A 24,913-nucleotide genomic window follows, 5' to 3' on the forward strand; every position below is an offset into this window, starting at 1 on the left:
TAGCCCTCTCCCTTTCCATCCCTTACTTAGACGCCAAACAATCCGCCTAACCACGTTCCGATTGTTTTTAATGCATCTGGTTTGTTAATGAAGAATACAACAATTCCGCCACCAACAATTAACGTAATCGCTTTTCCCCATGCGCGCTTTGCCGCTACGATCAAGATAACAATGATAAACGCACAATATAACGCGTATGTTCCTTGTGTCTTCATCATTTCGAAAAATCCTTCTAACCCGATTCCTAACACAAAATGATTTATATTGAACATATACATGCCCCTCTCCTATTTTGTTTTTAAGTCTGTTACGATCCATTGCTTTCCATCTTGTTTTACAAACAACGTATAACCTGTTTTCATTTTCGATTCAGAATGTGGATCAATCATAGATACCTCTGTTTGTACCTCATATGTGCCTTTTGTTTTTCCTGGATAAATCTTAGAGGAAAGTACATTTTCAAATTTCATGGCTCCTTCTAACCCTTTAATATCTGTATTGGCTAAAACATACGCGAGTTCTTTTTGTGTTGCGGTCGTATAGGATTTAAAAAAGGTTGGCAAAAATTCTCGAATGTCTTCTTTTACAGTCATTTCATGAATTTCCTCTCGTTCTTTCTCTTCTTTCCCTTCTGGTACTTCTGCTTTTTCATTCACCTTGACGATTTGAGGGAATCCACTAATTACAAAAGCCTTTCCATCTGATTGAACAGGAACCGACACTTGCTGGATCACCTCCTTATCCTCTGGCCCGCTATTATCTGCTTTCATGCGGCTTAATTTGTATCTCACTTTAAAAATTACATTTGCTTTTTTATCTGTGACCTCATCTACTTTTAATACAGTTGCGTATAGAAAATGGGAATCCCATTGTATACTTGCAAAATCCAAACCAACTTGTGGATCAAATGTTTTCGGTACATAGAGCTGTAAGCGCTCTGAACGCTTCTTCTTGCCTTCATCCCCTCTTTGCCACGTAAAGTATTCTTTTACGAACCCGCGAGCAAATTCAATCGCTTCTGGACGTGAGGCAAGGTTTTGTTTTTGTGTGACTTCCTTTGGAGTGGTGCTGGCCTTTGCTTGTATATCTCCCTTCCCTTTTATTACGGTTGTGATGGATACAATGAGCATCCAACAAAACAGGAGCCAAAAGGCCCATTTTCCAATTAAGCGGCCTTTATAGGAAGGAATCTTTGTGGCTTTCCTTGCCTTCCCCTGTTTACTTTCAAATGTTTTTGCAAACCACTGTTTCACCTTTTGAAACATATTCATCCCCCCTTCAATTTCGGTACTGGCGTAAAGATCGTTCGTAGCAATCACAAGCGAATGAAGCCATACCAACCGCGGTTGATTCATCTTTTATTTCATTTCTTGCATAATTGATAAAATTGTTGGGTTTCGTTTGACTGCCTGTGATATAGGGAAATCGAGCATGAACCACATACCGTTTGTCTTCATCCATCCCCACTTCAAAGGACGCTCCATCTGTAGCCCGAAACGCCCTTACAAACTCTAAACCTTCCAATTCGTCCATCATGCACTCTCCTTTTCTCTTAAAACTGTAAGAAACTTGTTTGCCTTTTCTTTAAACATCCATCCTTTGTCTATCCTTGCTTGCTCGAACATGTCATAACAGCTGATTTCACGCTCGATTTCTAACATGGCTTTTTCTTTTGTAAGCTCTACCCCATCACACTTCCATTCCAATTCATCTGTATTTAATCCAATTTCTATTTCGATAATTTTTCCGTTTTCCATCAGATAAAACTTCTGCATATATACATCTGTTTGAGACAAACAAATCTCATGTACTTCCTCACAACCCATTCCCTCATAGATTTCCACTAGAAATTGAGCTTCAACTTCTCCCACATTTCCTCTTTCATAAGTGTTTTTATGTGTAAACATCGTTTATCTCCCCCTTATGATCGACTATCGGCCATCTTCCATATTCCCACTACCACCAGGAAGAAAAGCAAGACACCTTCCCATCCTTGCGTATAGTAAATTTCCACCACTTTACTTTTCATCGCTTCCCAGGCTTCTCGTGATCCTGGTACTCTTTCAAATAACCAATCTGAAAAGACAACTAATAGAAAAATACTGGCGCTTATCGATAAAATAAACCGAAACACATTCTTAGAACCTCACTTTCTCATTTGGATTTTGAATATTCCGATAAATATTCCCGAATGGGTCTTGCAATATATCTTGAAACAGTGTGATATAAACTGGAATTTCTGGACTGCTTACCCCTTTTAAGTAGCGAATCAATTCTTTTTCCCTACTTTCACTACCTGCAACAAATACCAGGCGCCATATCGGTATTTCATATCCCATACCAGCATGTGTCCGATAGTCTGCCTTTTTTCCTTCTTGCGTCATGAAGTCGTTATAACGGATGATCTTTTTTTCTAATACTTCTTTTGATCCGTAAGAACGTTCCATTTCCATGAATACACCAATGTTTTTATCAATTGCTTCTTTTAATCCAATTACCGCAACCCCATCTGGGCGTATGACGCGATTTTTTCCTTTTGCATATTGGAATGTGGCCCGCGGTTCATTGATCCATTCTTTTAATTCCAATCTTTCTTCTCGTTTCGATATTAATGTCATGGCACATTCAATTTTTGCTAACATTAAACTGTGATATACAAAGGATGCCGAACGTTGGGACCAACTACTTTTCCAATGCACACTCCCTCTTAATCCACAAACTGTTTCTACTCCCTTTGCCGCAAGCGTATATACGTTTTGCGGTCTTCCAGATTTACGAACCTGGTTTCTTGAAACAGGTATGGGAAGTAATTCATTTTTTAAATATTTTTCTTGTACCAAACGATTCAAACGGTAGTATACTGATTTTTTCTTATGGTTTGGATATACTTTTTCTGTTATATACTCCATATCAACATAGATGTGATTGTGTATATCCATAAGTAAGCTTTGGTCTTCTTCCAATAACAACATACTGCACATAGTCTCTACTCCTTTTCCCACATATCGAAAATGCTTTTTTCTCCTTTCATAACTGCCTCCATTTCATCCTCACCCTTTGATGGTTCGATGATTGGCGTTTCTTCTGGAAGTTCTATTTCTGATTCTTTTGTTTGTGTTTCTGGCTGTTTCACTTCTTGTTTTTCTTCTTTCACCTTTACCGCTTCGGTAGCTTGTTTTCGAAATGGGATAATTTGCGCTTGATGTGTGGGTTCAACTGGCTTTGTTTCGGAAACAGGTTCTTTCACTTCTTCATTGGAAGGTGCTTTTTCTTCTAATTCATCTAGCCCCGATGTCACAACAGGTTCTTCTTTTGTTAAATTGACTTTTTCGGCTTGTTGATACTTGCCTTTTCCATATAGAAACTCATCAATTTCCTTATCGATTTCTAATCCTGCTTTCCCGTTTTGTTGCTCTAAAGAATGAATCTTTGCTCTGGTCCATTTATTTGATGTATGAATTTCTTTTTCGTTTTTGTAATTGGCCGCTTTTCCATTTGGTAGATAGCGGTCTAATGGTGGAACACGTATGGTACACCATACATTTTTTGCTTCACCTCTGATATAATCTTGCGTTTGAATCGCTACAACTAAGTTAGGAAGGTTTTGCAAATACTCTGTACGGAATTGCTTTTGCATAATGCCCTCTAACGTTTTCGCGGAATTATGACCTTGCCTACATACAAAGTAATTTCCGCCCGCCTCTGTTAACATGTCTGTTAGCTCTCTGTCTAACTGTCCCGAAACTTGCTGGGTAATCACCCATAATCCAAATCCATGTTTCCGATCCTTCGCAATAATTTTAGGAAGAACGGGTACTGGCACGTCATGGGCTTCATCTATTACGCCTAAATGTAGTTTTGAACCATGCGGCCGCTGTTGGGCGATACGGTGATATTGATTACAAATGTAACCGACTGTTAGTAATGTATCTTCTTTTCCCATGCCCGCTAAATCATAAAAGATAAGGTGGCCTTCATCCATCCACTTCCGAATTTCTAAGGAAAAGCCTGTTTGCCCGTACATACGCTTTAAATACAACGTATTACGGAAGATATCTAATCGGTTTAAAATTGCCTGTGTGCTGTCTTCTAATGCGCTTCCTACTTCATATTTCCAAAAGTGAGAGTAATATTTTTGTTCTGGCCCTTGTAAATTGGCTATTACGTTTGCTCGAAACAGTTCATCACTTATGAATAATGGGATACTTAAAATGGTATGAATTTGACTCTTATCACAAAGTAACGTCCCAATAATCGCTCTTAGTAATCTTTCGGTTTGTTGTGCTTGCCCTTGAATCATTAACTTAATCATTTCCATAATGGATTCAACCACTGTTTGGATATCTTCATTTGGAAAACGATGAAACAAATTCAAAGCTGGTGGATGATCTGTGTTTCGAAAACGGATAAAGTGAACCTTACTCCAATCCACTTCTTTCCCATCCTTTTCCGCTTTCAATAGTCGATTCATTGCTACATATGCCAAATCTTCAGTTGGATCAAATAGAGACAATCCACCCGCTTCATTCGGATTTTCTATCCATTTATCAATGACACTTTGCATCAACCTCATAGCAATGGTGCTTTTACCAGACCCAACTTTTCCCGTAATGTAACCATGATTCTTGAAAAAGTCTTCTCGAATTTTCACTAATCGATCCTTGATATAGGGATGCATCACATGACCAATTGAAATGCCTTCGGCTAATAAATCATTCGGTATCATGTTTTCCCCTTTATCTAGATACAAAATGTTGCGCTCTGTCTTGCTGTTTTTATCACCCGTTACATTTGGAAGATGCAACAAGTTTAATAGCTCTGATCCCGTCCAAATCATTTTTCCGTATACGGGATGTGGTACAGCTGGCATACTGCGTCTAAAACGCCTGTATCTAAGTTCATTCACATCTGCCATAATACTTGCGACCATATGCCCTAAGTTCTTGATAACAGGTACACCAGGATAATAGTCACTTGCAAATGAAACAGATACTTGAAACGCCACTTCATTTTTTGCAAACCGTTTATTTAATGCGCGAATCTCTTCTTTTTCAAAGGCATCTAGCCCATGCTTTTTCTTCTTTCGAATGGCCTTTTCTGCTTTTCGAATCCCTTTTGTCAGCTGGTATCCGTTATCTGGTGTAAAAGCAATATCAATCCATGTTTTTTCTTCCATTGCGCTTCCTAACATCGGTAATACATCACGTGTATAGCGTGCTAGTGATAACGTGGCATCTAGCCGCTTTCTCTTTAATACCATCCGTCCTCCTACCGCTTTCCTTGTTGGAAATGGCATTTCTTCCTTTGGGACGGTATAAATTTCACTGTGGGTATAGGCGCTTTGTATGGCTTGCACAACCTGTTTGATCTTATCCTCTGGACCACCTACATAAAAGCGGACACGCTCATTTTCTCCCTCTGGACGATACATAGTCATGCGGTACCAATCGCGCCCTTTTAACAGGCGTTCTAAAGGCTTTCGACCCGAACCATGTACATGCCGAATCATTTGCCCTAGCTTATCTGGTGTAACTTCATCATCAATGTGAGGGATGAATAATACATATCGATACCGCTTCTTTTCTAGGTATAAATAGATGCCATGTAAGACAATTCGTATGACAATTCCTAACAGGATCAATAAGGCAATCCCACGAAACACACCGACTACAGTTGGCACCAGCTTCATCAATTCTGTGAGGATTTTTTCTTTAGAAAACCAGACAAATGCGACAGCTCCTATACCTAAAAGCATTTTCCAGTTCTTTTCTATGAAGTTTTCAATTTCTTTGTCGAGCTTGCTGTGCGCCACTTCTTCACTTCCTTTCTATCCTTGAAATGACCTTATGCAAGGGCTACTAGTTTTTCACGATGCTTTTGTGTTCGTTCTTCAGCGGCTAGTTGAATTAGAATTTGAGGTTGCATGATTCCGTTTTGAGGTTGATTAATTTGATCTAAGAGTGTTTTATAATTGAAGAGTTCTTGCTTCACTTGTTCAATATCTAATTCACCATTTACCGTTACTTGTTCTTTCCAGAACGTTTCCCAGCATTCTTGACGATTTTGATACGCTTGTTTTCCCAACTTGCTTCCTCCTTTTAAGTGGGGAGGATATTCAGTGAAAGAATGTCCTCCCATGAATATTATGATTTGCGCGCTTTTTTGTAAGGGTCTAGCGTGACCAAGAGAGAAGAGAAAATCATGCTCTTCCCCATTCTTCCCGCCTATTCTTCTGTACGCTTATTTGTTGAAGGTGTATGTGTTGTATGAGGAACTCGACCGATATAAAAACCGCGTTTACTTCGCATATGCTTAATTGGTTTCATAAGAAATCCTCCTGTATTGTTTTATCTTTCTATATCGCTAAATAGAAATATCCTGTACATCTAAGAGGTTTCATTCATTATGAAGCTACTAAATCTAATTCTTCTAAATCTGTAGAAAGGATCGTAATTTCTTGTTGGTGCTCTTTGAACAGAACATGTTGGATATTTTTTCGCAACTGAAACCCATCTTCCACCAATGCAAGTAAATATGATTTCGTATATTTCCTATCATTGATTTGATAATGTACATCAAATATGCACATTTGATCCCGCCCTCCCTTATCAGTTGAGAGTTTTTTACACTTCTTGATTCTTACGTTTTCTAAATGCGTAAACAGCTAGGATGCTACCAAGAACGACAAATGTAACACCAATCCATTTCCAATATGGATTTTCAGCTTTGCCGCCTGTTGTTGGTAAATGACTTTCTACTTTCTTAGGTTGTTCTTTCATCGGTTGTGGTTGTTTTACAATGTGTTGTGGTTTCTCTGGTGTTGGTACAGGTTTTTCAATGACCTGTGGTGTTTGTGGCTTCTCTGGTTGTGGTTTTGGTTGTTCTGGCTGTGGTTGTTCCAGTTGCTCTGGTTGTGGCGTTTCTGGTGTTGGTGGAACTTCTTTTTTCTGATCTGCTACAACATGTTTGATAATCTCACCATCTGTTTTAATTTCAAAAGAAAATGTTTCTTCATTGATTAAATATCCCTCTGGTGCGAATGTCTCTTTATATGTGTACTTTCCTGCTGGAAGTTTATCAAACTTTGCAATGCCTTCTTCGTTTGTTTTTCCCTTCACGACTTCCTGGCCTTGCTCGTTATAGATTGTAAACTCTGCTCCTGGTAACTTGTTGTTTCCATCGGCTACATCTACTTTTGTAATTTCTAAGCTACCCTCAATCTTTTTGTTTTTTACGATGTGTTTAATCACTTCACCATCCGTTTTAATTTCAAAGGAGAATGTTTCTTCATGTGACACATAACCTTGTGGTGCAAGTGTTTCTTTATATGTGTACTTTCCTGCTGGGAGTTTATCAAACTTCGCAATGCCTTGTTCGTTTGTTTTTCCTTTCACGACTTCCTGGCCTGGCTCGTTATAAATCGTAAACTCTGCTCCTGGTAACTTGTTATTTCCATCGGCTACGTCTACTTTTGTAATTTCAATTGAGCCTCTAATCTTCGTATTCTTTGCAACTAGCTCAATTGTTTTCCCGTTTTCAGTGATGCTAAACGGAATCGGCTCTTTTACCAGCACATAACCCGCTGGTGATGTCTTTTCAATGAATTGGTACTTTCCGAATGGGATGTTATCAATTTTGATTAACCCGTTTTTGTCTGTCTTATGCTCACTGATTTTCTTACCTTTTTCATCAGCTAAGATAAAAACAGCAACTTCTAATTTCGTTTTTCCATCTTCATCTACTTTTAAGAGCTGTACATTTCCTTTTACTTGATCGTTTTTCACTTCAAACGTAAGTGTTTGATTATGCTCTTTTACTTCAAATGGATACTTTGTTTGATTTAATAAGTAACCTTCTAATCCTTTCGTTTCCTGGAAGTAATAATTTCCAAACGGAAGAGAATGTACTTTCGCAATCCCCTCTTGATCTGTTGTTACTTTTGTGACTGGCTTTCCTTCTGGCGTAAATACTGTAAATTCAACGCCTGGGAGAATCTTGCCTGTATCACTTACCTTTTTAATTTCAATATTGCCTTTGATTTGTACATTTTTCATTTCTACAACAGCAACTTCACCTGTTTTTACTTCAAAAGGCTTTGGTGTAGCATCTAACACATATCCAACAGGTGCTTTCACTTCTTTTACAGTGTATGTGCCAAGTTCTAAGTTACCCATTTCAGCGATACCGTTTTTGTCAGCTGTAATCGTTCCCATAACTTGTTGATTGCTGTTGGCGATTTCAAATACTGCGCCTGGTAGCGGCTTTTTGTTTTCATCCACTTTCATGACTTTTAAGGCGCCATTTGCTTTCCAGAATACTTGTAAATCTGTGCTTACTTGTTCTGTACTACGCTCTAATAATACAGTTGCATCTTGAATCGTACTTGTTCCTTTATACACAACTGCATGAATATTTGTTAGATTTGAAACGACTTTTAGAGATAGTTCACTACTCTTAGAGGATTTTGGTACTTGAATACGGAACTTTTCTCCTAGTTGGAACGTTTCTTTTGCTTCACCTTGTTCTGTCACAATACGTGTGCCTTGTGGTGCATTGTTCATTTCTACGTGGAATGTACCTTTTTTTGCATTTGTTTGAACGTTGTATGTTGTTGTTTCAAAATATTCACCGTTTAATTGCGCTTCTTGTTTATCCGTTGGAATGACATTCATCCAGACATCTTGTGTATCCTGGCTTTGATTTGCCGCATGAATAATGTTCTTTGCCGCTTTTTCAACAGCCACATTCTTGAACTGTAATTCATCAACAGAAATCTGGCCCAGTGCATTCCAAAGAGCTAATTGTGTCGCGTAATGGGCTTCTTGCCTATTCGAAACACCTAAACTTTCTGGTGTTTTCTGTGGGTATCCATTCATTAAGACATGATAGGATACATCATCTGTTTTGCCCGCTTCGGGTAAATCCTCTCCATTTGGGGATTTTAAACCGTATACCAGACAATACGCAATTTGACCACTCGCGTTCTTTAGAAGCTCTGTACGAACATCTTTCCCATACTGCGGACTATAGGCCCAATCCATCTGATACCTTTCTCTATTGATTACCTCCGCACTGGCTTGATTCAGTGGAATCAAGAAGCTCATAACGAATAAAAGTACACTCGTAAAGAGTAGTAGTGTTTGATACGATCGTTTCAAAACCATTTTTTACAGCTCCTTTAGGATTATTCAGTTTTCAAAGGACAGAATATTTAGAATTTTATCTTTCTAAATATAGAACTACATACTTTAGTCATAATTATTTCGTCTTTTTGCCGAATTTCATTTACAATACACTTAGTAGGAATATAAATAAGATAGATTTAATCAATAACACATGAGGTTAATTCAATCTGTGATGGGTATTGCACGATAATATGTTGGTTTGAAAAGTTTCTCGATCGGAACTTCAAGAAAATCAGCCATTTTTTTGGCTTTGTTGGCTTTGAGACTCCTTCTCCCAATTTCAACATCATATAATGTGCCGATTGGAATTTTAGCGCCTTTAGAAACTTCCTTAATACTTAAACCTTTGGATTCCCTGTATTCTCGTACAATGGTTTTATTTTCTGACGCTAGCATTTTTTCACCCTCCCTTCCCTTAATTACATTGTATTCGGCTTTAAGCCGAAAGTCAACACTTAAAGTTCATATTTTTATCACTTTAAGTGATAATTATTTTCTTGTTTTGTTAAACGTCTAAAAATGGAGTGATATAAAATGGAAATTACAGAGAATGTTTTAGGGAAAAACATAAAGAAATTAATAGCTATAAAAGGTGTTGATCGCAAACAAATGGCGAAAGATTTAGGAACAACTTACAGAACCGTTTCTAGTTGGATAACTGGTGAAAAGAAGCCTCGCCTCAATAAATTAGAAGAAATCGCAAACTATCTAGGAGTAAACACTGCGTCACTGTTACAAAGTGAAATTCCAGATGCCGAAATATTAAAAACAGTAAAAGGTGAAGATCCTGTTGAGCGTTTAGCACGACTTCTTCACGAAAAATACATGAGTGTGCCAGATGAATATAAGCCCCAAATCGAGAGAGAATTGTTAAAATATGCGACTAAATTAAAAATGGAGGTTGAACAAAAAGAATAAGAGAGCCTCAATAATGAGACTCTCTTATTCTTCATTTTCATAGCTTGCGCATAATTCTATAATTTCACTAAAAGTTTGTAAATCTATTTCTTTTACAATTTCAATCAACTCATTCACACCTAATCCTTTTGTCCCCATAACTAACCCTCCGCTTTTAGTATTATATTGTGAAAAAACATACAATTGTTTCACAAAATCCTATCCAAGAACTTGTAAAACAGTTTATAAAATCACAAAAGACACCGCTTAAACGATGTCTTTTGAAAAATATAAATTAAATTTTAAATTAAGAATCAGCCTCCACCACCTGGATCAACCATCATTCTATAAAATTGTTTTTGATTTTCTAAGTTTTCAACTTTAGCGTAATATTGTTTTGCATCCACTTTACTTGGTGAACTATTTGCTATGGGTAATAACAGCAAAGTAACTACCATCAACGCATATAACTTTTTCACTTGGTTCTCTCCTCCCTTTAATCTTACATTACACTTTCTGCATATTCATTGTATATTCCTTCTGCAAATTTCCCATATAAAAAATCGTTATTTGCTTTGAACATATCAATAGACTTTTTTATTAACTGTACATCTTTTTTAGCCATACCCATATAACATGTTTGAAGAGGTGTTAATTCGCCATTTTTCAGCCTTATTTGCTCCAATATGTATATTGCTTGTTGGAATTTCCCTAATTTAATCAAATATAATGCATATTCTGCAAGATGAAGTTTTGCAAAATCAATTTTGTCTAAATCTTTCCACCAAACTATTCTAATGAAATTAATATCATTTAATGCAATGTTGTATTTCAAACTACTTTTCGCACCATTTAATACATACAATGCTTCTTGGAAGAAATATAAAGCTTTTTTGTAATCGGAAAACATAACATTTTCCCCACTTCTAATATTCAATAAAGCCTCCATAACAGGGAAAAAGTTCAAATCCTTAGACATTCTTAGTTGTCTATTTTCTCTTTCAAACTCTAAATTTTTATCTTTCCTTAATACTGCATAACTCCAAAGTTCTTTTACCCAAAATTCATATAATTGTTTCAAGTAAACATTAGTCACAAACTTAAAATTATCCTCAATCCTAATTTTATACCCTTCCATTAATCCAAAATCGCCCAAATCGCATAAAATTAACATACTAAGTATGTCACAAAAAATTTCTATATCATAATTCTTCTTATTATTTTTAGCTCGTGCCTTTTCAATATTTAAATACACTTCTCTAACATTTTTTCCTTTTAAACGCTCAATATATAAATTAAAAACATTTGCTAATCGTTTCATTTCCAGATCATTGTTTTCTTCACACATCTCATAAATCTGTTCCATTAGTGTTAAATGATCGTTTAAATGAGCCAATGCAAACGCTACTTTTATATTAATATTTAACCTGTCACCTAAAGTCCTTAAATACTCTATGATTTTCTGTTCCTGTTTATCTTTATCGTTTGTAAAAACCACATGTGTAATTTTAGAAAAAGTATATATAGATAACTCTTTATCTTTATTAATCCAGTTTGAAACTGTAGATTTGGCAACTCCAATTTCTTTTGCTAAATCTGTATACGTCTTATTTTTAGATGATAAATAATTGTCGATTTCCTTAGATAACTTCTTCATATATTTTCACCTCTTCTTGTTTTAAGAATATTCAGAAACGTACATGTAAATAAGAAAATTATACCATATCATACGAACCTATGTTTTTCTAAACTATACCCTTAATATTCTGAAAATTTTAGAAGTAGACATGTTAAGACATTTAAATTCATATTTTATAGTCAAATATGAACTTATAGTGTTGATATTATGCAAATAGAATTGTAAAATAAAAATAACTTACTCGTATCATTAATTTTCCAGAAAGCACGCTGGATATAAATAAAAAAAATAAAACCCCACCGCATCGTTTTTAATTGGTTCCCGGTCGCCAAACTAGAATCCAATTAAAAACTCCAAGAGATAGGGGCTTTAATTCACACTATAAGTATATATGTTTTTCTTTAGTATCAAACTTGATACTAAAATTATACCATAACGTATATCTATTGTGAATATAAAACCTCTGTTTTTCCTGTTTATTTGTGGTGGAAAAATAGGAGGTTTTTTTATGCTACTAAATAACTTTTTGCTAAGTACAGCAAAACGAGAATTAAGCCCACACCTGGTTCATGTTCCTACAGGCGCTATCAATAAAACAGTACAAAAGGTAATTAAAGCCATTGATCTAATTCTTTTAGATACAGAAGGTAAAACCACTAAAGATTTCTTCATACAAACACCACGCCGCTATAAGGCATTGGAAGTTGTTTTATCTTACCTAGTACAAGAAGGATACTCTCAAATGAGACAAAATCAAATCAGTGAAAAATCGGGTATTTCTGTGCCGATTATCAACTTTATTCTGAATTGGTTAGAGGACCTTGAAGTATGCCATCAAATCAAAACAAGACGTCATGGTAAGATTGCACCATCTATTTACATATTAAGCCTCAATACTAATTATTTAAAAATCATTGAATATTTTAAGCAAAAATGGGCGTTTTCCATTGATATTTTTTCTACATTTACAAAGTTTCTATCTAAAAAACTAAGTAAAAAACAGGAGAAACCTACAGATCAAACCGAAAAGCCAACTGTACCTACATGCCAGGGAGTAGATATATTGGATTCTGTTGCTCCTACAAATGAAGAAGTAGAAGTAAAAGAACAGCCAATGAATGCCCCTAATTCGGGTGAAAAGCTAGAACTACGATTCCGCGAAATGGATGAGTTTATGAGCGAAGATCAAAAGAAACTTTATATGTATATCATAAGTAAAGATACAAATATCACTGAAAAGGATGCTTATACAATCGCATTACGGATGCCGCCATGCGTAGATTGGGAAGCAAGAAAGACTTTTGAGGACTGTGTACAGCTGTTTGAAGTAAACAAATCACAAGTAAGTACACCTGCACACTTCATAACAACATATACAAAACAGTTAACTGCAAATAGGAAGCGTAGACAGCAACAAGCAAAAGAACGCACAACAAATATGGCATTTGGAAAACCAATGAAGAATCTAATACCATCAATGGATTTATTCAAAAAAATGATTGATCCGAACGCCTAAATCTCTTTTTTCAAAAAATAATTGTTTTATAGCCTTGTTCAAAAAAATCTCCCCTAACAAGGCTTTTTGTCATGCCATTCTTTATTTTAATAGATTAAACATATTATCAAGCTATTATATTTTCGTAAATTAAGGACGTTCTTCACAACAAATACACTATGAATTTATACTCGAATTGAACTTGCTCTTAAATCAGTAATTAAATAAGAAGAATTTTCTAATCCCTTGTGAGAGTAAGGTTTATTGAGCAAAAAAAAATCCTAATGTATTTAATTATTTTAATTTTTTTCAAACAAGATTTATTAATAAAAAGTATCCCATATTGAGCATTATATTTTTCTAGATTTTTAAACATAAACCACAGATCACACTAAATATCAAAATAGGACTCTTCTTTTCGTTTAATATACAAATCTATAGAACACCGAATATCTGTAGACAGTATACATACTAATATTCGTGATTTTTACCGTAAATATATAGTACAACACTTTAAAATTAAACAATTATTTCTGTTCATTAGGAGGATTTCAGTAAACAGAATAACCTCAGAATTAATTCAGAATAATATGAGATAAATCTACAGAATTAGTTGCGACAACATACTAAGGTTATTCTGAACTTATTCTTATCTTAAACTCATTGATAGAACTAGGTTTCGGGGAATATATAGAAACTTAGATTTAACTTGAAGCTCTCCTGGTAAGGGTATCTTGATTCAGCTATGAATCAGATTCCGTTGCCAGGCAGATTTTCATAAAACTACGTAGGCGGGGCGGCGGCCATTCCCATTCCTCGCATATCGTCCTCCCTCAACATCGGTCCATCATTCGCCTTCCACTCATCTCAATACATCTATACATCCCCCTATATCACAACCACACGTCCTGTCTAGCCAGGCCCATATGTCTCCGCATGGCCCCGCAATGTCCTGGCCATGGAATCCCTCAAGCCAAAAAGAAAACACCTCGACCTAGAATCCCCTATTGTTTGTTTGTATAGTTCTCGTATATAATTGCGGTACACAATTTTTAGGAAAAAGGAGTATATAAAGATGACTTGGGAACTTTCTGTTGATGTTTTCCTTTCTGATTTGTTAAAACATGGTCGTAAATCCTCCACCGTTAAACAATATCGCTACGATCTCACACTTTTTATATCTTGGATTCAGAAACACATCAAATCGCCCCCAGAATCGTTTTTTCGTTCTTTTGATGTAAATGTATTAGACGGATACTTAAAAGCGTTTAAAAAGGAACGTGGGGCGTCAATTTCTAATATCAAACGTGTACGAGGTATTTTAATTAACTTTTTACAGTTTCATGGCGCGGCCCAGGATTTAAAAAGTGATGTCACCCCTCCTGGACTAACTTCCAAACACTTTGCATCGGATCAAGAAATTACAAAGCTATTCCGCGTCATGCGTAGTTATAACGGATTAACCGACTACCAGGCGTCAGGAAGAAAGTTTATTCTGGAACGAAACCTTTTATTGATTCATTTCATGTTAGACTATGGGCTATCTATCCAGGACATTTTAACGTTATCCATGCATGATATACACTTTGGAACGAATACCATTACCCCAGGAGGACTACACGCCTACAAGCGATCTATTACCCTTTCAAAAGAGCATATAAAACTTGCCTTATCCTATTACAATAAGATTCCTAATCTTGTAAGGCCACGCCAACAAACAGGCGATCCCTTCTTTGTAGCATTTGATTTCGGCCCGCAGACATTCCGCTGGGACTATGAAAACGATCAGCCCGCCGCTTTAACTCGAATCGCTGTACAACGCATGTTACAGAAAGAAGCAAAACGCGCCGAAATTCATGTCACGCCTACTATGCTACGGAACCGTTTTATATTAAATGCGCTACAGAATGGCATGAAGCCCATTGAAATTAAAGGGTTTTTGGGATTAAAAAGCATTGAGGCCCTACATAGATATGTTCAATTTTGGCATAAACAGCAATAAAAAGAAGACCAAACTAAAAAAATCTAGTTTGGTCTTCTTTTTATTTTAAATTCATTAACAATTATTTTTTTCACATCACTATAAAATACCATTATTAGCATCCCTGATATAGTTATAAATAAAGAAATTCCTTCAATGCCAATAAATATCCCTACAAATATAAGAACAATACCTATAAAAAAGCCAAAATCATTTTCATCCCCATCATCTTCACACTCATCTTTATCTTTTTTATCTAACCCCTCCCTATCATCCCCTAATCCTTTTATTAACTCATCAATTGTTACTTCATATAATTCATTAAGTAAAATCAAATTATCAATATCAGGATAACTTTTATTACTCTCCCATTTATAAACAGCTTGTCTAGTCACTCCAACCTTTCGAGCCACATCTTCTTGTGAAAAGCTTTTTAATTCACGAAACCTTTTCAATTGCGAGCCTAAATTCATATTATTCACCTCTAAGAAATCATTACATATAAACCCCTAACCAATAAAGAAACCATTAATCTAATACATGTAAACTAATGGTTCACATATTCAAATCCTTACTAAATTACCCTCTGCATTCAATTAATACAATGTTATCAGAAACTAAAAAAAGAATCCCAAAAACATAGAACTCTTTTTTACTTTCATTACCATGATTTTATTAGATTTATAGGAATTTACTCATTCCTCTCAAAAATACTAATAAAAGTATACATTCAAAACATGATAAATAAAGAGATTAAAACATCCACGAACAAAAAAGAAAAAGCTAGATGCATGCTAGCTTTTTTATATAATTCCCGTTATCGGAAAATAATACCTTATAATTAATGTATAATGATTCATAGAAAAAAGGAGGGGAAATACATATGTGGAAAAAAATCTCGAATTATCAATATAATTTCAAAACGTTAAAAAGCTGGATATGGATTTTTGGGATTCTATTTATTTTTTATAGTATTGATTTTTCTGTATCTCTAATAAAGGACCAATCTATCTCTTATAAAACAGGTATCTTTGCAATTATATTTCTCATGGGATTCCTAGATTCCTTATACAAAATAAAAACAAAAAATTATAAAACTGCGTAACATAATAATAACAAGGGAATGCTTGTATGCTGATCTGTACTGCATTTCCTTGTTATATAATAGCAACTCCATTTAACTTTTAAACAAACCGAAAAAACCTTTCCGTTTTTGTTTCTGATTTTGCTTTTGCATATCTCTAATGTTTTCAAGCAATAACTGATCTCGCTTCTCTAATTTCTTCTCTATAAAAACTTCTAATTCACTGTTTTTACCCTCTACTTCTGTTAACTTTTTCTCTGTATTAGCTAAATGCTCTTTCGTCGTCAATAATTCATTCGTAATCTCCTGTAATTTTTGAACAAGCGCTTGATTAAACTGATTTTGTAATTGCTGATTTTCTAATACTTCATCCAATTTCTTTTCTAATTCTGATTTTTCTTCTTTTGAAACAAACGAATCAAGTTCTCCGTTTCGCCATGATCGAACTTGATCGTAAGACCATTTTTGCACCTGTATTTTTTCTTTTAGGGGTAGCGTCACATGCCCATCAAGCTAAAATTTTGAAGTGCCCCCAAGACGAAAATTTTATTGTTTTACCGTTATTTATGAGAATTCAACTCATTTTCTTCGTTTTGGGGAGCTACCAATTTCTTAAGTTAATGGATGTGGGGCGGTATCCCTACTATTTTAATATTTACCTATCCGATTAGAACGAGGTAATTATCGAGCGAACTTATTTTTTTGAAGGGAAATGGAAATTTTATGTTAAAATAAATATACAGATTGTGGAATGTTGTACTTGAACTGATGAAGAAGTTTAGTAGAACAAGATTTTTAATAAATTCAATAGACGGAAAATTTTAAACATATCAAATTCTAGGAGGGACAAATGGAAACAAAATTAGGTGTAAAAAGTGAAAACAAAATTAGTGATATAAAACCAATTACATTGTATCTTTTCGTATTTTACCTCGCTTGGACTTTTAAAGAATTATGGTTAGCAAAATATATTCATTTATTTGGCGATACTACTGCAGCTTTTTTGACTGCGTTAATTAAGATTTCCATTTGGATTGTTCCAACTTGGTTATACATAAAATATTATTTAAAGACTAATCCAATTGGCTACTTAAAAATAAATATCAATGTGAAAAAAGGATTATTTTTTGGGGTAGTTCTTTCATTGCTACTTGGTTTATATTTTGCCTTTGAAACCTATATGCTTAATAATCAAACATTTGACTTCACATTATCTTTCAACAACTATCTTAATGCTATTCTTTTAGTAGGAATTACAGAAGAGATTGTATTTAGAGGATTAATTCTGCAAGAGATTAGTAAAAGATTACCTTTTTGGAACGCCAATCTTATCACAGCTTTCTTATTTTTAGCAATACACTATCCAATCTGGATTTATAACGGGGATTTTTTAAATTTATGGAGTCAAATATATGTTTTTCTTCTTGGATTAATTTTTGGGTTTGTGTTTAAAAAGACAGGTTCGTTATGGTCGGTTGTTATATTGCATTCATTTCATAATTTTTTTGTTAGTATCACTTAAAACAAAAAATACATAATTTACTTTCCACAACTTAAGTGTGCATCTTGTTTAAAAATAAAATTAAACACACCGAAAACGCTTGGAGATTTCTCCAAGCGTTTTGATAGCATAGTTAAACCATTTATGTGGTTCAGCTCATCAAGAAAAAACGAATTTGTATCCATAAAACGAAAAAAACGCTATTCTTTTTGTAGAAATATACAGAAAGGATGGCGTTTTTTGTATGAATCTATCGATTCAAGATGAGTTTCATTTGTTTGCTGAAGAACTAGAGCGATATCTATCTCCACATATTCTTCAACAACTCGCACAAGAGGTAGGTTTTGTAAAACGTAAAAGTAAGTATGGTGCACGAGATTTGGCTGCCTTATGTATCTGGATTAGTCAACAGGTAGCAAGCGATTCTCTTACTCGATTATGTAGTCAGCTTTATGCAAATACAGCTACACTTATAAGTCCAGAAGGACTTAATCAACGTTTTAACCGATGTGCTGTTTTATTTCTACAACGTGTATTTTCCCTTTTAATCAAAAGCAAATTAAACGATTCGTCTCAAATCTCAAATCAATACACCTCTTATTTTCAACGTATACGTATTTTAGATGCTACTATTTTTCAAGTACCCAATCATTTAGCTTCTATTTATCCTGGTTCAGGAGGATGTGCACAGACAGCTGGTATTAAGATTCAACTAGAGTATGATTTACATAGTGGGAAATTCCTCAATTTTCAAATGGAACCAGGTAAAAATAATGATAAAACCTTTGGTACAGAATGTTTGGATACCTTACGACCAGGAGATTTATGTATCCGAGATTTAGGATACTTTTCTCTAAAAGATTTAGATCAGATGGATCAACGAGGGGTATTCTATGTTTCACGGTTGAAATTAAATAATAGAGTATATGTGAAAAATGAATCTCCAGAATTCTTTCGGGATGGGACAGTAAAAAAGCAATCTTTATATGCTTTACTTGACCTTGAACATGTCATGCATCAGATAAAACCAGGAGATACTTATGAAATTCAGAATGCCTATGTTGGACAACAAAAATTACCCTCACGGGTTGTAATATATAGACTCACATCAACTCAAGTTCATAAACGTAGGAAACAGCAAACTTATGTTGAAAAGAAAAAAGGGGTTACATACTCTGAAAAAAGTAAACGTTTAACAGAAATCAATGTTTATATTACCAACATCCCATGGGAAATTGTTCCGATGGAACATGTTCACGAGATTTACTCTCTACGTTGGCAAATAGAGATTGTATTTAAAACATGGAAATCTCTTTTTGGTATCAATCATTGTCACAATATTAAGCGAGAGCGTCTAGAATGTCATCTTTATGGACAGTTAATCGCTATTTTTCTTTGTTCTTCCACTATGTTCAAAATGCGACAGCTGTTACTACAGAAAAAACAAAAAGAATTAAGTGAATATAAAGCAATTTATATGATTCAAGATCATCTGTACTTAGTATATGAAGCTATACAACAAGACACTCAAGAAGTATCAAAAATTTTTCTTCGTCTGTTTGACCTCTTACAGAAAAACGGACGGAAATCCCATCGATATGAGAAAAAGACAGTTTTTGATATTTTAGGCGTTGTTTATCAGTGCACTATATCCAATATAAATAAAAAAATTGCATAACTTTTAAAAATAAACCTTATTAAGGTTTATTTGGAATGCGTATTTTTAAAAACAAATAAACAAAATATCAAGCATGTAGGCAACAAGAACGGAAGTTCATGGAATACCCAACCTTAGCTTGATGGGCATGGGGTACCGCCAGCATTTCGGAAAAAAACCACGCTAAGAGAATTTATCTAAAAAAGAGCCGAAATTTACCCCGTTAAGAGTAAATTGGCTCTTTAATATGTAGAGGGTGCATAGAAAACTTAGAGGGTTATTAATTCTGTGTTTATTCGAGTTTTCGTTGATTAATTGCTCGATAAAGAGAACCTTGTGATACACCAGTTCCTTCTACAATTTCTTTAATAGAGTATTCTTTACTGTCATACATGCGTAATGCAATTGAGAGTTTTTCTTTTTCTAATTTGGGTCTACCTAATTTTTTTCCACGTTTCTTACTTGCTTCTAATCCTTCTTTCACTCGTTCTGCAATCAAATTTCTTTCTAATTCTGCAATGACACACATCATTTGCAACATAGCCTTACCTGTAGGCGTTCTTGTATCCATATTCTCTTTCAATGATACAAATTGAACTCCTATTTCTTCGAACTGTTGGATAATACTTAGGATATCTAATGTTTTCCGTCCTAAACGTGAGATACTTTCAACTACAACAGTATCTCCTTTTCTTATCACATCAAACAAATTTATAAGACCTTGTCTTTTTCGAATTGTTCCAGTGAATTTTTCTTGAATGACTTTTTCACATCCATATTCAGTAAGTGAATGGATTTGCCGATCTAAATTTTGATCAATCGTAGATACGCGTGCATAACCAATAATCATTTGCTTCCTCCTGTACAATCATATATTTTCATTGTACCGAAGGTTCATTTATTGTAAAGGTATTTGGTAATACTTTTGGTAACTATTTTTTGTAACTCGAAAACCCTTATAAATATAGAAATAGAAGCAAGGGGAGAAATGTTACAAAAATATTGGTTTTTGGTAAGAGTTCTTTTAATGGGTTTGTTTATAAAATACAAATGAGATTAACCTTGATTAATAATAAATAAATCTTTGAAAATCCAAAGAATATTTTCAATTATTTTAGAAAAGACTGTTTCTTTTATAATTTATAGTATGTACAAGCCCTACATTGAATAAATTTTTTAAAGAGAAAGGAGGTATATAATGTCAGATGAGAATGAAAAAAAGTATTCAAACGAATTAGCCCAAGCTGATTTCATATCTGCTGCAGCGTTTGATCCTAGTCTTGTAGGCCCTACATTGCCGCCAACTCCACCATTTACACTACCGACCGGTCCGACCGGAGCTACTGGTCCCACTGGAGCTACTGGTCCTACGGGAGCCACTGGTTCTACCGGAGTTACAGGTCCTACTGGAGCCACCGGTCCTAGCGGAGCCACTGGTTCTACGGGAACTACAGGACCTACCGGAGATACAGGTCCTACGGGAATTACAGGACCTACCGGAGTTACAGGTCCTACGGGAGCTACTGGTCCTACGGGAGCTACTGGTCCTACGGGAGCCACTGGTTCTACCGGAGTTACAGGTCCTACGGGAGTTACAGGTCCTACCGGAGCTACTGGCGCTACAGCAACAACTTCTACAAAGGCTATCCTTTTTGGTGGTACTAATGCGGGATTTCAGCGCATAGCAGGATCACCTGGTGCAGATTCACAAACGCTCCCTTATGTAACAGCAGGAGCTGGTAGTGTTGTTGCGTTTTCTGCTTCTATAAATGTAAATAACTTAGGTACAGGTGTATATTTGTTGCGAGTATGTGATAATGTACCTACTAATCTAGCTTCACCGGGTGCTGGTCAAATAGTCTCTACAATTACGCTTACACTTACAGCCAATATTACTGGAACTATAGTGTTTTCGATTAAACCAACTGATATTGGAGCACAACCTGTAAAGGTATTTAATCCTAATCCAGTGGTAGCCCCTGCAACAGTTACATGGACTAGTACAATACCTGGTAATCCAGTTGCAAGGACAGATGCTATCTCACTTTTTATAACTCCAGGAATTACTCAAAGTGCTGTATACTCTGTATTTATATCTACTGCAGTTTAAAAAAATTAATACTATATACATACAATACTAGTTTTGAAGGACTACTATTGTATACGAATTTATGGTAGAGCCCAAGGGATATAGGGCTCTTTTTTTATGGATTAAGACTGGGATTTTACATTTGATATATACTAATCAAATTATACTTAGTTAAATGTTATAATTTGTATAATAAAGGCTATTCTCATGTCCCCTTATAGCATCTGCAGAGATCTTTCTACAAGTGGTTAAAGAATTAACCGTATATACAACATTGCCCTACATAACTTTAAACTACCTAAACTAAAAAATAAAAATAAATTCTTAAAGAGAGGAAAACGGAAATAATGGGAGTTAAACAATTACTGTCGGAGGCACAACGAATTGAGTTAATGGATTTATCACGTTTAACAGAATGGGATTTGGTAACATTTCATACCTTTTCTAAACATGACTTACATTTAATTTTCAAGCACCGTAGAGGATATAATCGTTTAGGTTTTGCTCTTCAACTGGCATTAATTCGTTATCCTGGATGGGCTTTAACCGAGTATAAAGATATTCCTATGTCAGTAATCAAGCATATCGCAAGACAGCTACAGATTCCTGCAGAAGAGTTTTCTAGATATGCCAATCGTAGTAATACATTATGGGAGCATCTTAGTGAAATTCGTGAGGAGTATGATTTTAGTAATTTTTCCTCTAAACATGAAGAGAATTTGTTAATGCATCTCACACAACAAGCTATGGAAAACAGCAACTCACTTCATTTAATTGAAATAGCACTGTCCATGTTGCGGAAATCAAAAGTTATTCTTCCTGCCATGTATGTAATTGAAAATATAGTCTGGGAAGCTAAACAGCAAGCAGATCAAAAGATATACAGTATTTTGTATGATGACTTAACATCTGAGCAAAAGAAAAGAATAGATGCTTTGCTTCTCCCCACAAACAATGGAATTTCGCCATTAGCTTGGTTGAAACAGCTTCCTTCTCAACCATCGCCAGAGTCTTTTCTCAAGGTTGTGGAGCGGTTTGAATATGTAAAAGATATAGGGCTTGTAGTTGATACGAGCAAGATTAATTCTAATCGCCTTCGGCAACTTGCAAGATTAGGATCAAAATATGAACCATATGCCTTTAGAAGGTTTGACGAAGTAAGAAGATATAGTATTTTAGTTGCTTTTATGTTAGAAATCACACAAGATTTAATTGATTATGCAATTGAAATACACGATCGTATTATGATGAATCTTCAATTAAAAGGAAAAAAAGCACAAGATGAGATGCAAAAAGTAAATGGTAAAAAACTGAATGAAAAACTTATACAATTTATCAAGATATGTGGAGCACTTATTGAAGCAAAAGAAGTAGGAAAAGATGCTTTTACAGCTCTAGATGACGTTATGCCGTGGGATAAAATGGTGGAATCGGTTGAGGAAGCCAAACAGCTATCAAGACCTGTAAGTTATGATTATTTAGATTTATTGGAGACTAGATATTCCTATATTAGGCGGTATGCGCCTACTCTATTAAGGGTCTTCCAGTTTGGATCAACTAAATCGGCAGATCCAGTACTTCAAGCGCTTCATACTATACATGATTTAAACATAAACGGAAAGCGAAAAGTACCGATGAGTGCACCTTTGAATTTTGTATCAAATCGTTGGCAAAAACATGTATATGATGACGAAGGTAATGTTAACCGACATTATTACGAACTTGCAGCATTAACAGAGTTGCGAAATTACATAAGATCAGGAGATGTATTTGTTTCAGGAAGTAGACAGCATAAGGCATTTGATGATTACTTAATATCTGAAGAGGATTGGAGAAACATAATAAATGCGGAAAATTACTTGGCAGTTCCTTTAACGGTCGAGGAGTACTTAACAGAAAGGATTACTTCGCTAAACCAACGTTTGGACTGGTTATCAAAAAATAGTGAAAAATTAGAAGGTGTTGATATCAGCCAAGGAAAGCTATATGTGGAGAGGTTAGATAAAGGGACTCCAGAAGAAGCAAAAGCATTTAGTATCCGTCTACATAATATGTTACCAAGAATAAAGCTCACAGATTTACTATTAGAAGTTTCCAGCTGGACTGGATTTCATGAGCAATTTATTCATGCTTCAACGAACAAATCTCCTGATAAAGAAGAGAAGAATGTAGTATTAGCAACTCTGATGGCAATGGGTACAAATATTGGTCTTACAAAAATGGCAGAGGCTACTCCTGGAATCTCTTATAGACAAATGGCAAACACTGCACAATGGAGAATGTATGATGATGCTATGGTTCGAGCTCAGTCTGTTCTAGTTAACTTTCAACACAGGCGACAATTAGCAACATATTGGGGAGACGGTAATACATCGTCTTCAGATGGAATGCGGGTACCTATTGGCGTTCGCTCTTTACATGCTGATTCAAACCCGCATTATGGAACAGGAAGAGGAGCAACTATCTATAGGTTTATAAGTGATCAATTTGCTTCCTTCTATTTAAAAGTAATTAATACAAATGCCCGAGATGCACTATACGTCCTTGACGGTTTACTTCATCATGAAACAGACCTCATGATTGAAGAACATTATACAGATACCGCCGGATATACAGATCAAGTTTTCGGATTAACACATCTTCTAGGCTTCCGCTTTGCACCACGTATTCGTGACTTAATGGATACAAAACTTTTTACTATTAACGGTGTGCAAGAATATCCAAATGTTCAGTCACTATTAAAAGGGAAAATTAATTTAAAGGTTATTCAAGAAAATTACAATGATGTTTTACGGTTAGCATACTCCGTAAGAACAGGTAAAGTATCTAGCTCACTTATAATGGGGAAACTTGGATCTTATGCAAGACAAAATAAATTAGCGACCGCCCTTGGTGAAATGGGTCGAATAGAAAAAACGATCTTTACCTTAGATTATATTTCGAGTAAATCAGTGAGGAGAAAAATACAAAAAGGCTTAAATAAAGGCGAAGCCACAAATGCCTTAGCCAGAGCTATATTTTTCGGAAAGAGCGGAGAGTTTAGAGAAAGAGCCCTCCAAGATCAATTGCAACGGGCCAGTGCACTTAATATTATTATTAATGCGATAAGTGTATGGAATACGGTCTATATGGAAAAAGCCGTAGAAGAATTAAAAGATACAGGCGAATTTCGAGAGGATTTAATGCCGTATATATGGCCTTTAGGTTGGGAACACATCAATTTCTTAGGTGAATATAAGTTTGAGGGATTACATGCAACAAGTTTACAATCCTTACGCCCTTTGAATATAAAAGAGCCGATTTACTCTTAACGGAGTAAAATACGGCTCTTTTTTCATATAAATTTGCTTAGCGTGGTTTTTTTCCGAAATGCTGGCGGTACCCC

General features: G+C 35.2%; 23 protein-coding genes and 2 pseudogenes. 8 read left to right on the top strand and 17 right to left on the bottom strand.

The window, feature by feature from the left end; translation table 11 throughout:
• Positions 1 to 26: 26 nt before the first annotated feature.
• From NZ044_RS30645 to NZ044_RS30700, 12 genes and pseudogenes are all read right to left on the bottom strand, one after another.
• Positions 27 to 278, bottom strand: a complete 252-nt coding sequence (locus tag NZ044_RS30645) for a TcpD family membrane protein (RefSeq protein WP_000281809.1) — start codon at positions 276 to 278, stop codon at positions 27 to 29.
• A gap of 9 nt (positions 279 to 287) precedes the next feature.
• A complete protein-coding gene (locus NZ044_RS30650; protein WP_000487017.1) occupies positions 288 to 1,265 on the bottom strand; it encodes a conjugal transfer protein in 978 nt (325 codons plus the stop codon).
• 13 nt (positions 1,266 to 1,278) lie between these two features.
• Positions 1,279 to 1,536, bottom strand: a complete 258-nt coding sequence (locus NZ044_RS30655; protein ID WP_002081749.1) for a hypothetical protein — start codon at positions 1,534 to 1,536, stop codon at positions 1,279 to 1,281.
• Positions 1,533 to 1,907 (bottom strand): hypothetical protein, encoded by a 375-nt coding sequence (locus tag NZ044_RS30660; RefSeq protein ID WP_000494041.1) that lies wholly within the window; start codon positions 1,905 to 1,907, stop codon positions 1,533 to 1,535. The genes NZ044_RS30655 and NZ044_RS30660 overlap by 4 nt, the downstream gene beginning before the upstream one ends.
• 14 nt (positions 1,908 to 1,921) lie before the next feature.
• The gene (locus NZ044_RS30665) at positions 1,922 to 2,134 is read right to left on the bottom strand and encodes a hypothetical protein (RefSeq protein WP_000488219.1); all 213 of its coding nucleotides are present in this window, start codon (positions 2,132 to 2,134) and stop codon (positions 1,922 to 1,924) included.
• Positions 2,135 to 2,138: 4 nt separating this feature from the next.
• A complete protein-coding gene (locus NZ044_RS30670) occupies positions 2,139 to 2,981 on the bottom strand; it encodes a replication-relaxation family protein (protein WP_000337182.1) in 843 nt (280 codons plus the stop codon).
• Positions 2,982 to 2,986: 5 nt separating this feature from the next.
• A complete protein-coding gene (locus NZ044_RS30675; protein ID WP_340950356.1) occupies positions 2,987 to 5,812 on the bottom strand; it encodes an ATP-binding protein in 2,826 nt (941 codons plus the stop codon).
• A 32-nt stretch (positions 5,813 to 5,844) separates the two neighbouring features.
• A complete protein-coding gene (locus NZ044_RS30680) occupies positions 5,845 to 6,084 on the bottom strand; it encodes a hypothetical protein (protein ID WP_000517906.1) in 240 nt (79 codons plus the stop codon).
• A 59-nt stretch (positions 6,085 to 6,143) separates the two neighbouring features.
• Positions 6,144 to 6,326: pseudogene (locus tag NZ044_RS30685) on the bottom strand (hypothetical protein).
• 77 nt (positions 6,327 to 6,403) lie between these two features.
• The gene (locus NZ044_RS30690; protein ID WP_000334852.1) at positions 6,404 to 6,589 is read right to left on the bottom strand and encodes a hypothetical protein; all 186 of its coding nucleotides are present in this window, start codon (positions 6,587 to 6,589) and stop codon (positions 6,404 to 6,406) included.
• Between the two features lie 34 nt (positions 6,590 to 6,623).
• A complete protein-coding gene (locus tag NZ044_RS30695; protein WP_000243362.1) occupies positions 6,624 to 9,164 on the bottom strand; it encodes a SpaA isopeptide-forming pilin-related protein in 2,541 nt (846 codons plus the stop codon).
• 183 nt (positions 9,165 to 9,347) lie between these two features.
• Positions 9,348 to 9,581, bottom strand: a complete 234-nt coding sequence (locus NZ044_RS30700) for a helix-turn-helix domain-containing protein (protein WP_000881123.1) — start codon at positions 9,579 to 9,581, stop codon at positions 9,348 to 9,350.
• Positions 9,582 to 9,719: 138 nt separating this feature from the next.
• Between NZ044_RS30700 and NZ044_RS30705 the strand changes: the two genes are divergently transcribed.
• Positions 9,720 to 10,103 carry a helix-turn-helix domain-containing protein gene (locus NZ044_RS30705; RefSeq protein WP_000406480.1) on the top strand — a complete coding sequence of 128 codons (384 nt, stop codon included), beginning with the start codon at positions 9,720 to 9,722 and terminating at the stop codon, positions 10,101 to 10,103.
• Between the two features lie 293 nt (positions 10,104 to 10,396).
• On the opposite strand, the gene NZ044_RS30710 is transcribed toward NZ044_RS30705, so the two are convergent.
• Positions 10,397 to 10,561 (bottom strand): hypothetical protein, encoded by a 165-nt coding sequence (locus NZ044_RS30710; protein WP_000737805.1) that lies wholly within the window; start codon positions 10,559 to 10,561, stop codon positions 10,397 to 10,399.
• A gap of 23 nt (positions 10,562 to 10,584) precedes the next feature.
• Positions 10,585 to 11,739 carry an AimR family lysis-lysogeny pheromone receptor gene (locus tag NZ044_RS30715; protein WP_000736504.1) on the bottom strand — a complete coding sequence of 385 codons (1,155 nt, stop codon included), beginning with the start codon at positions 11,737 to 11,739 and terminating at the stop codon, positions 10,585 to 10,587.
• A gap of 490 nt (positions 11,740 to 12,229) precedes the next feature.
• Between NZ044_RS30715 and NZ044_RS30720 the strand changes: the two genes are divergently transcribed.
• Positions 12,230 to 13,237 carry a hypothetical protein gene (locus NZ044_RS30720; RefSeq protein WP_000926052.1) on the top strand — a complete coding sequence of 336 codons (1,008 nt, stop codon included), beginning with the start codon at positions 12,230 to 12,232 and terminating at the stop codon, positions 13,235 to 13,237.
• Positions 13,238 to 14,291: 1,054 nt separating this feature from the next.
• Positions 14,292 to 15,218: a tyrosine-type recombinase/integrase gene (locus tag NZ044_RS30725; RefSeq protein WP_340950364.1), complete on the top strand. Its 927-nt coding sequence runs from the start codon at positions 14,292 to 14,294 to the stop codon at positions 15,216 to 15,218.
• Positions 15,219 to 15,241: 23 nt separating this feature from the next.
• Here NZ044_RS30725 and NZ044_RS30730 read toward each other — a convergent pair whose 3' ends face one another.
• Positions 15,242 to 15,670, bottom strand: a complete 429-nt coding sequence (locus NZ044_RS30730; protein WP_050224822.1) for a helix-turn-helix domain-containing protein — start codon at positions 15,668 to 15,670, stop codon at positions 15,242 to 15,244.
• Between the two features lie 410 nt (positions 15,671 to 16,080).
• Here NZ044_RS30730 and NZ044_RS30735 point away from each other — a divergent pair, with 410 nt between their 5' ends.
• Positions 16,081 to 16,302: a hypothetical protein gene (locus tag NZ044_RS30735; protein WP_340950367.1), complete on the top strand. Its 222-nt coding sequence runs from the start codon at positions 16,081 to 16,083 to the stop codon at positions 16,300 to 16,302.
• Between the two features lie 72 nt (positions 16,303 to 16,374).
• Here NZ044_RS30735 and NZ044_RS30740 read toward each other — a convergent pair.
• Positions 16,375 to 16,770 (bottom strand): annotated as a pseudogene (locus NZ044_RS30740) (MerR family transcriptional regulator); the annotation flags it as partial.
• Between the two features lie 361 nt (positions 16,771 to 17,131).
• On the opposite strand from NZ044_RS30740, the gene NZ044_RS30745 reads away from it, so the two are divergent.
• Positions 17,132 to 17,803: a CPBP family intramembrane glutamic endopeptidase gene (locus NZ044_RS30745; RefSeq protein ID WP_000448501.1), complete on the top strand. Its 672-nt coding sequence runs from the start codon at positions 17,132 to 17,134 to the stop codon at positions 17,801 to 17,803.
• Between the two features lie 223 nt (positions 17,804 to 18,026).
• Positions 18,027 to 19,460 carry an IS4 family transposase gene (locus NZ044_RS30750; RefSeq protein WP_097946452.1) on the top strand — a complete coding sequence of 478 codons (1,434 nt, stop codon included), beginning with the start codon at positions 18,027 to 18,029 and terminating at the stop codon, positions 19,458 to 19,460.
• Between the two features lie 271 nt (positions 19,461 to 19,731).
• Here NZ044_RS30750 and NZ044_RS30755 read toward each other — a convergent pair whose 3' ends face one another.
• The gene (locus NZ044_RS30755; protein WP_340950149.1) at positions 19,732 to 20,289 is read right to left on the bottom strand and encodes a recombinase family protein; all 558 of its coding nucleotides are present in this window, start codon (positions 20,287 to 20,289) and stop codon (positions 19,732 to 19,734) included.
• Between the two features lie 348 nt (positions 20,290 to 20,637).
• On the opposite strand from NZ044_RS30755, the gene NZ044_RS30760 reads away from it, so the two are divergent.
• Together NZ044_RS30760 and NZ044_RS30765 are read left to right on the top strand one after the other, a co-directional pair.
• A complete protein-coding gene (locus NZ044_RS30760; protein ID WP_340950147.1) occupies positions 20,638 to 21,549 on the top strand; it encodes an exosporium leader peptide-containing protein in 912 nt (303 codons plus the stop codon).
• Between the two features lie 326 nt (positions 21,550 to 21,875).
• The gene (locus NZ044_RS30765; RefSeq protein WP_340950146.1) at positions 21,876 to 24,839 is read left to right on the top strand and encodes a Tn3 family transposase; all 2,964 of its coding nucleotides are present in this window, start codon (positions 21,876 to 21,878) and stop codon (positions 24,837 to 24,839) included.
• Positions 24,840 to 24,913: the final 74 nt, after the last annotated feature.

This window comes from Bacillus sp. FSL K6-1338 (assembly GCF_038006965.1).
GTDB classification, from domain to species: Bacteria; Bacillota; Bacilli; order Bacillales; family Bacillaceae_G; genus Bacillus_A; species Bacillus_A thuringiensis_S.

Bases quoted from the DNA above. Each gene is read 5' to 3' on its own strand.
- NZ044_RS30645 (WP_000281809.1), bottom strand. From the start codon at position 278: ATGTATATGTTCAATATAAATCATTTTGTGTTAGGAATCGGGTTAGAA.
- NZ044_RS30650 (WP_000487017.1), bottom strand. From the start codon at position 1,265: ATGTTTCAAAAGGTGAAACAGTGGTTTGCAAAAACATTTGAAAGTAAA.
- NZ044_RS30655 (WP_002081749.1), bottom strand. From the start codon at position 1,536: ATGATGGACGAATTGGAAGGTTTAGAGTTTGTAAGGGCGTTTCGGGCT.
- NZ044_RS30660 (WP_000494041.1), bottom strand. From the start codon at position 1,907: ATGTTTACACATAAAAACACTTATGAAAGAGGAAATGTGGGAGAAGTT.
- NZ044_RS30670 (WP_000337182.1), bottom strand. From the start codon at position 2,981: ATGTGCAGTATGTTGTTATTGGAAGAAGACCAAAGCTTACTTATGGAT.
- NZ044_RS30690 (WP_000334852.1), bottom strand. From the start codon at position 6,589: ATGTGCATATTTGATGTACATTATCAAATCAATGATAGGAAATATACG.
- NZ044_RS30695 (WP_000243362.1), bottom strand. From the start codon at position 9,164: ATGGTTTTGAAACGATCGTATCAAACACTACTACTCTTTACGAGTGTA.
- NZ044_RS30700 (WP_000881123.1), bottom strand. From the start codon at position 9,581: ATGCTAGCGTCAGAAAATAAAACCATTGTACGAGAATACAGGGAATCC.
- NZ044_RS30705 (WP_000406480.1), top strand. From the start codon at position 9,720: ATGGAAATTACAGAGAATGTTTTAGGGAAAAACATAAAGAAATTAATA.
- NZ044_RS30715 (WP_000736504.1), bottom strand. From the start codon at position 11,739: ATGAAGAAGTTATCTAAGGAAATCGACAATTATTTATCATCTAAAAAT.
- NZ044_RS30720 (WP_000926052.1), top strand. From the start codon at position 12,230: ATGCTACTAAATAACTTTTTGCTAAGTACAGCAAAACGAGAATTAAGC.
- NZ044_RS30725 (WP_340950364.1), top strand. From the start codon at position 14,292: ATGACTTGGGAACTTTCTGTTGATGTTTTCCTTTCTGATTTGTTAAAA.
- NZ044_RS30730 (WP_050224822.1), bottom strand. From the start codon at position 15,670: ATGAATTTAGGCTCGCAATTGAAAAGGTTTCGTGAATTAAAAAGCTTT.
- NZ044_RS30735 (WP_340950367.1), top strand. From the start codon at position 16,081: ATGTGGAAAAAAATCTCGAATTATCAATATAATTTCAAAACGTTAAAA.
- NZ044_RS30745 (WP_000448501.1), top strand. From the start codon at position 17,132: ATGGAAACAAAATTAGGTGTAAAAAGTGAAAACAAAATTAGTGATATA.
- NZ044_RS30750 (WP_097946452.1), top strand. From the start codon at position 18,027: ATGAATCTATCGATTCAAGATGAGTTTCATTTGTTTGCTGAAGAACTA.
- NZ044_RS30755 (WP_340950149.1), bottom strand. From the start codon at position 20,289: ATGATTATTGGTTATGCACGCGTATCTACGATTGATCAAAATTTAGAT.
- NZ044_RS30760 (WP_340950147.1), top strand. From the start codon at position 20,638: ATGTCAGATGAGAATGAAAAAAAGTATTCAAACGAATTAGCCCAAGCT.
- NZ044_RS30765 (WP_340950146.1), top strand. From the start codon at position 21,876: ATGGGAGTTAAACAATTACTGTCGGAGGCACAACGAATTGAGTTAATG.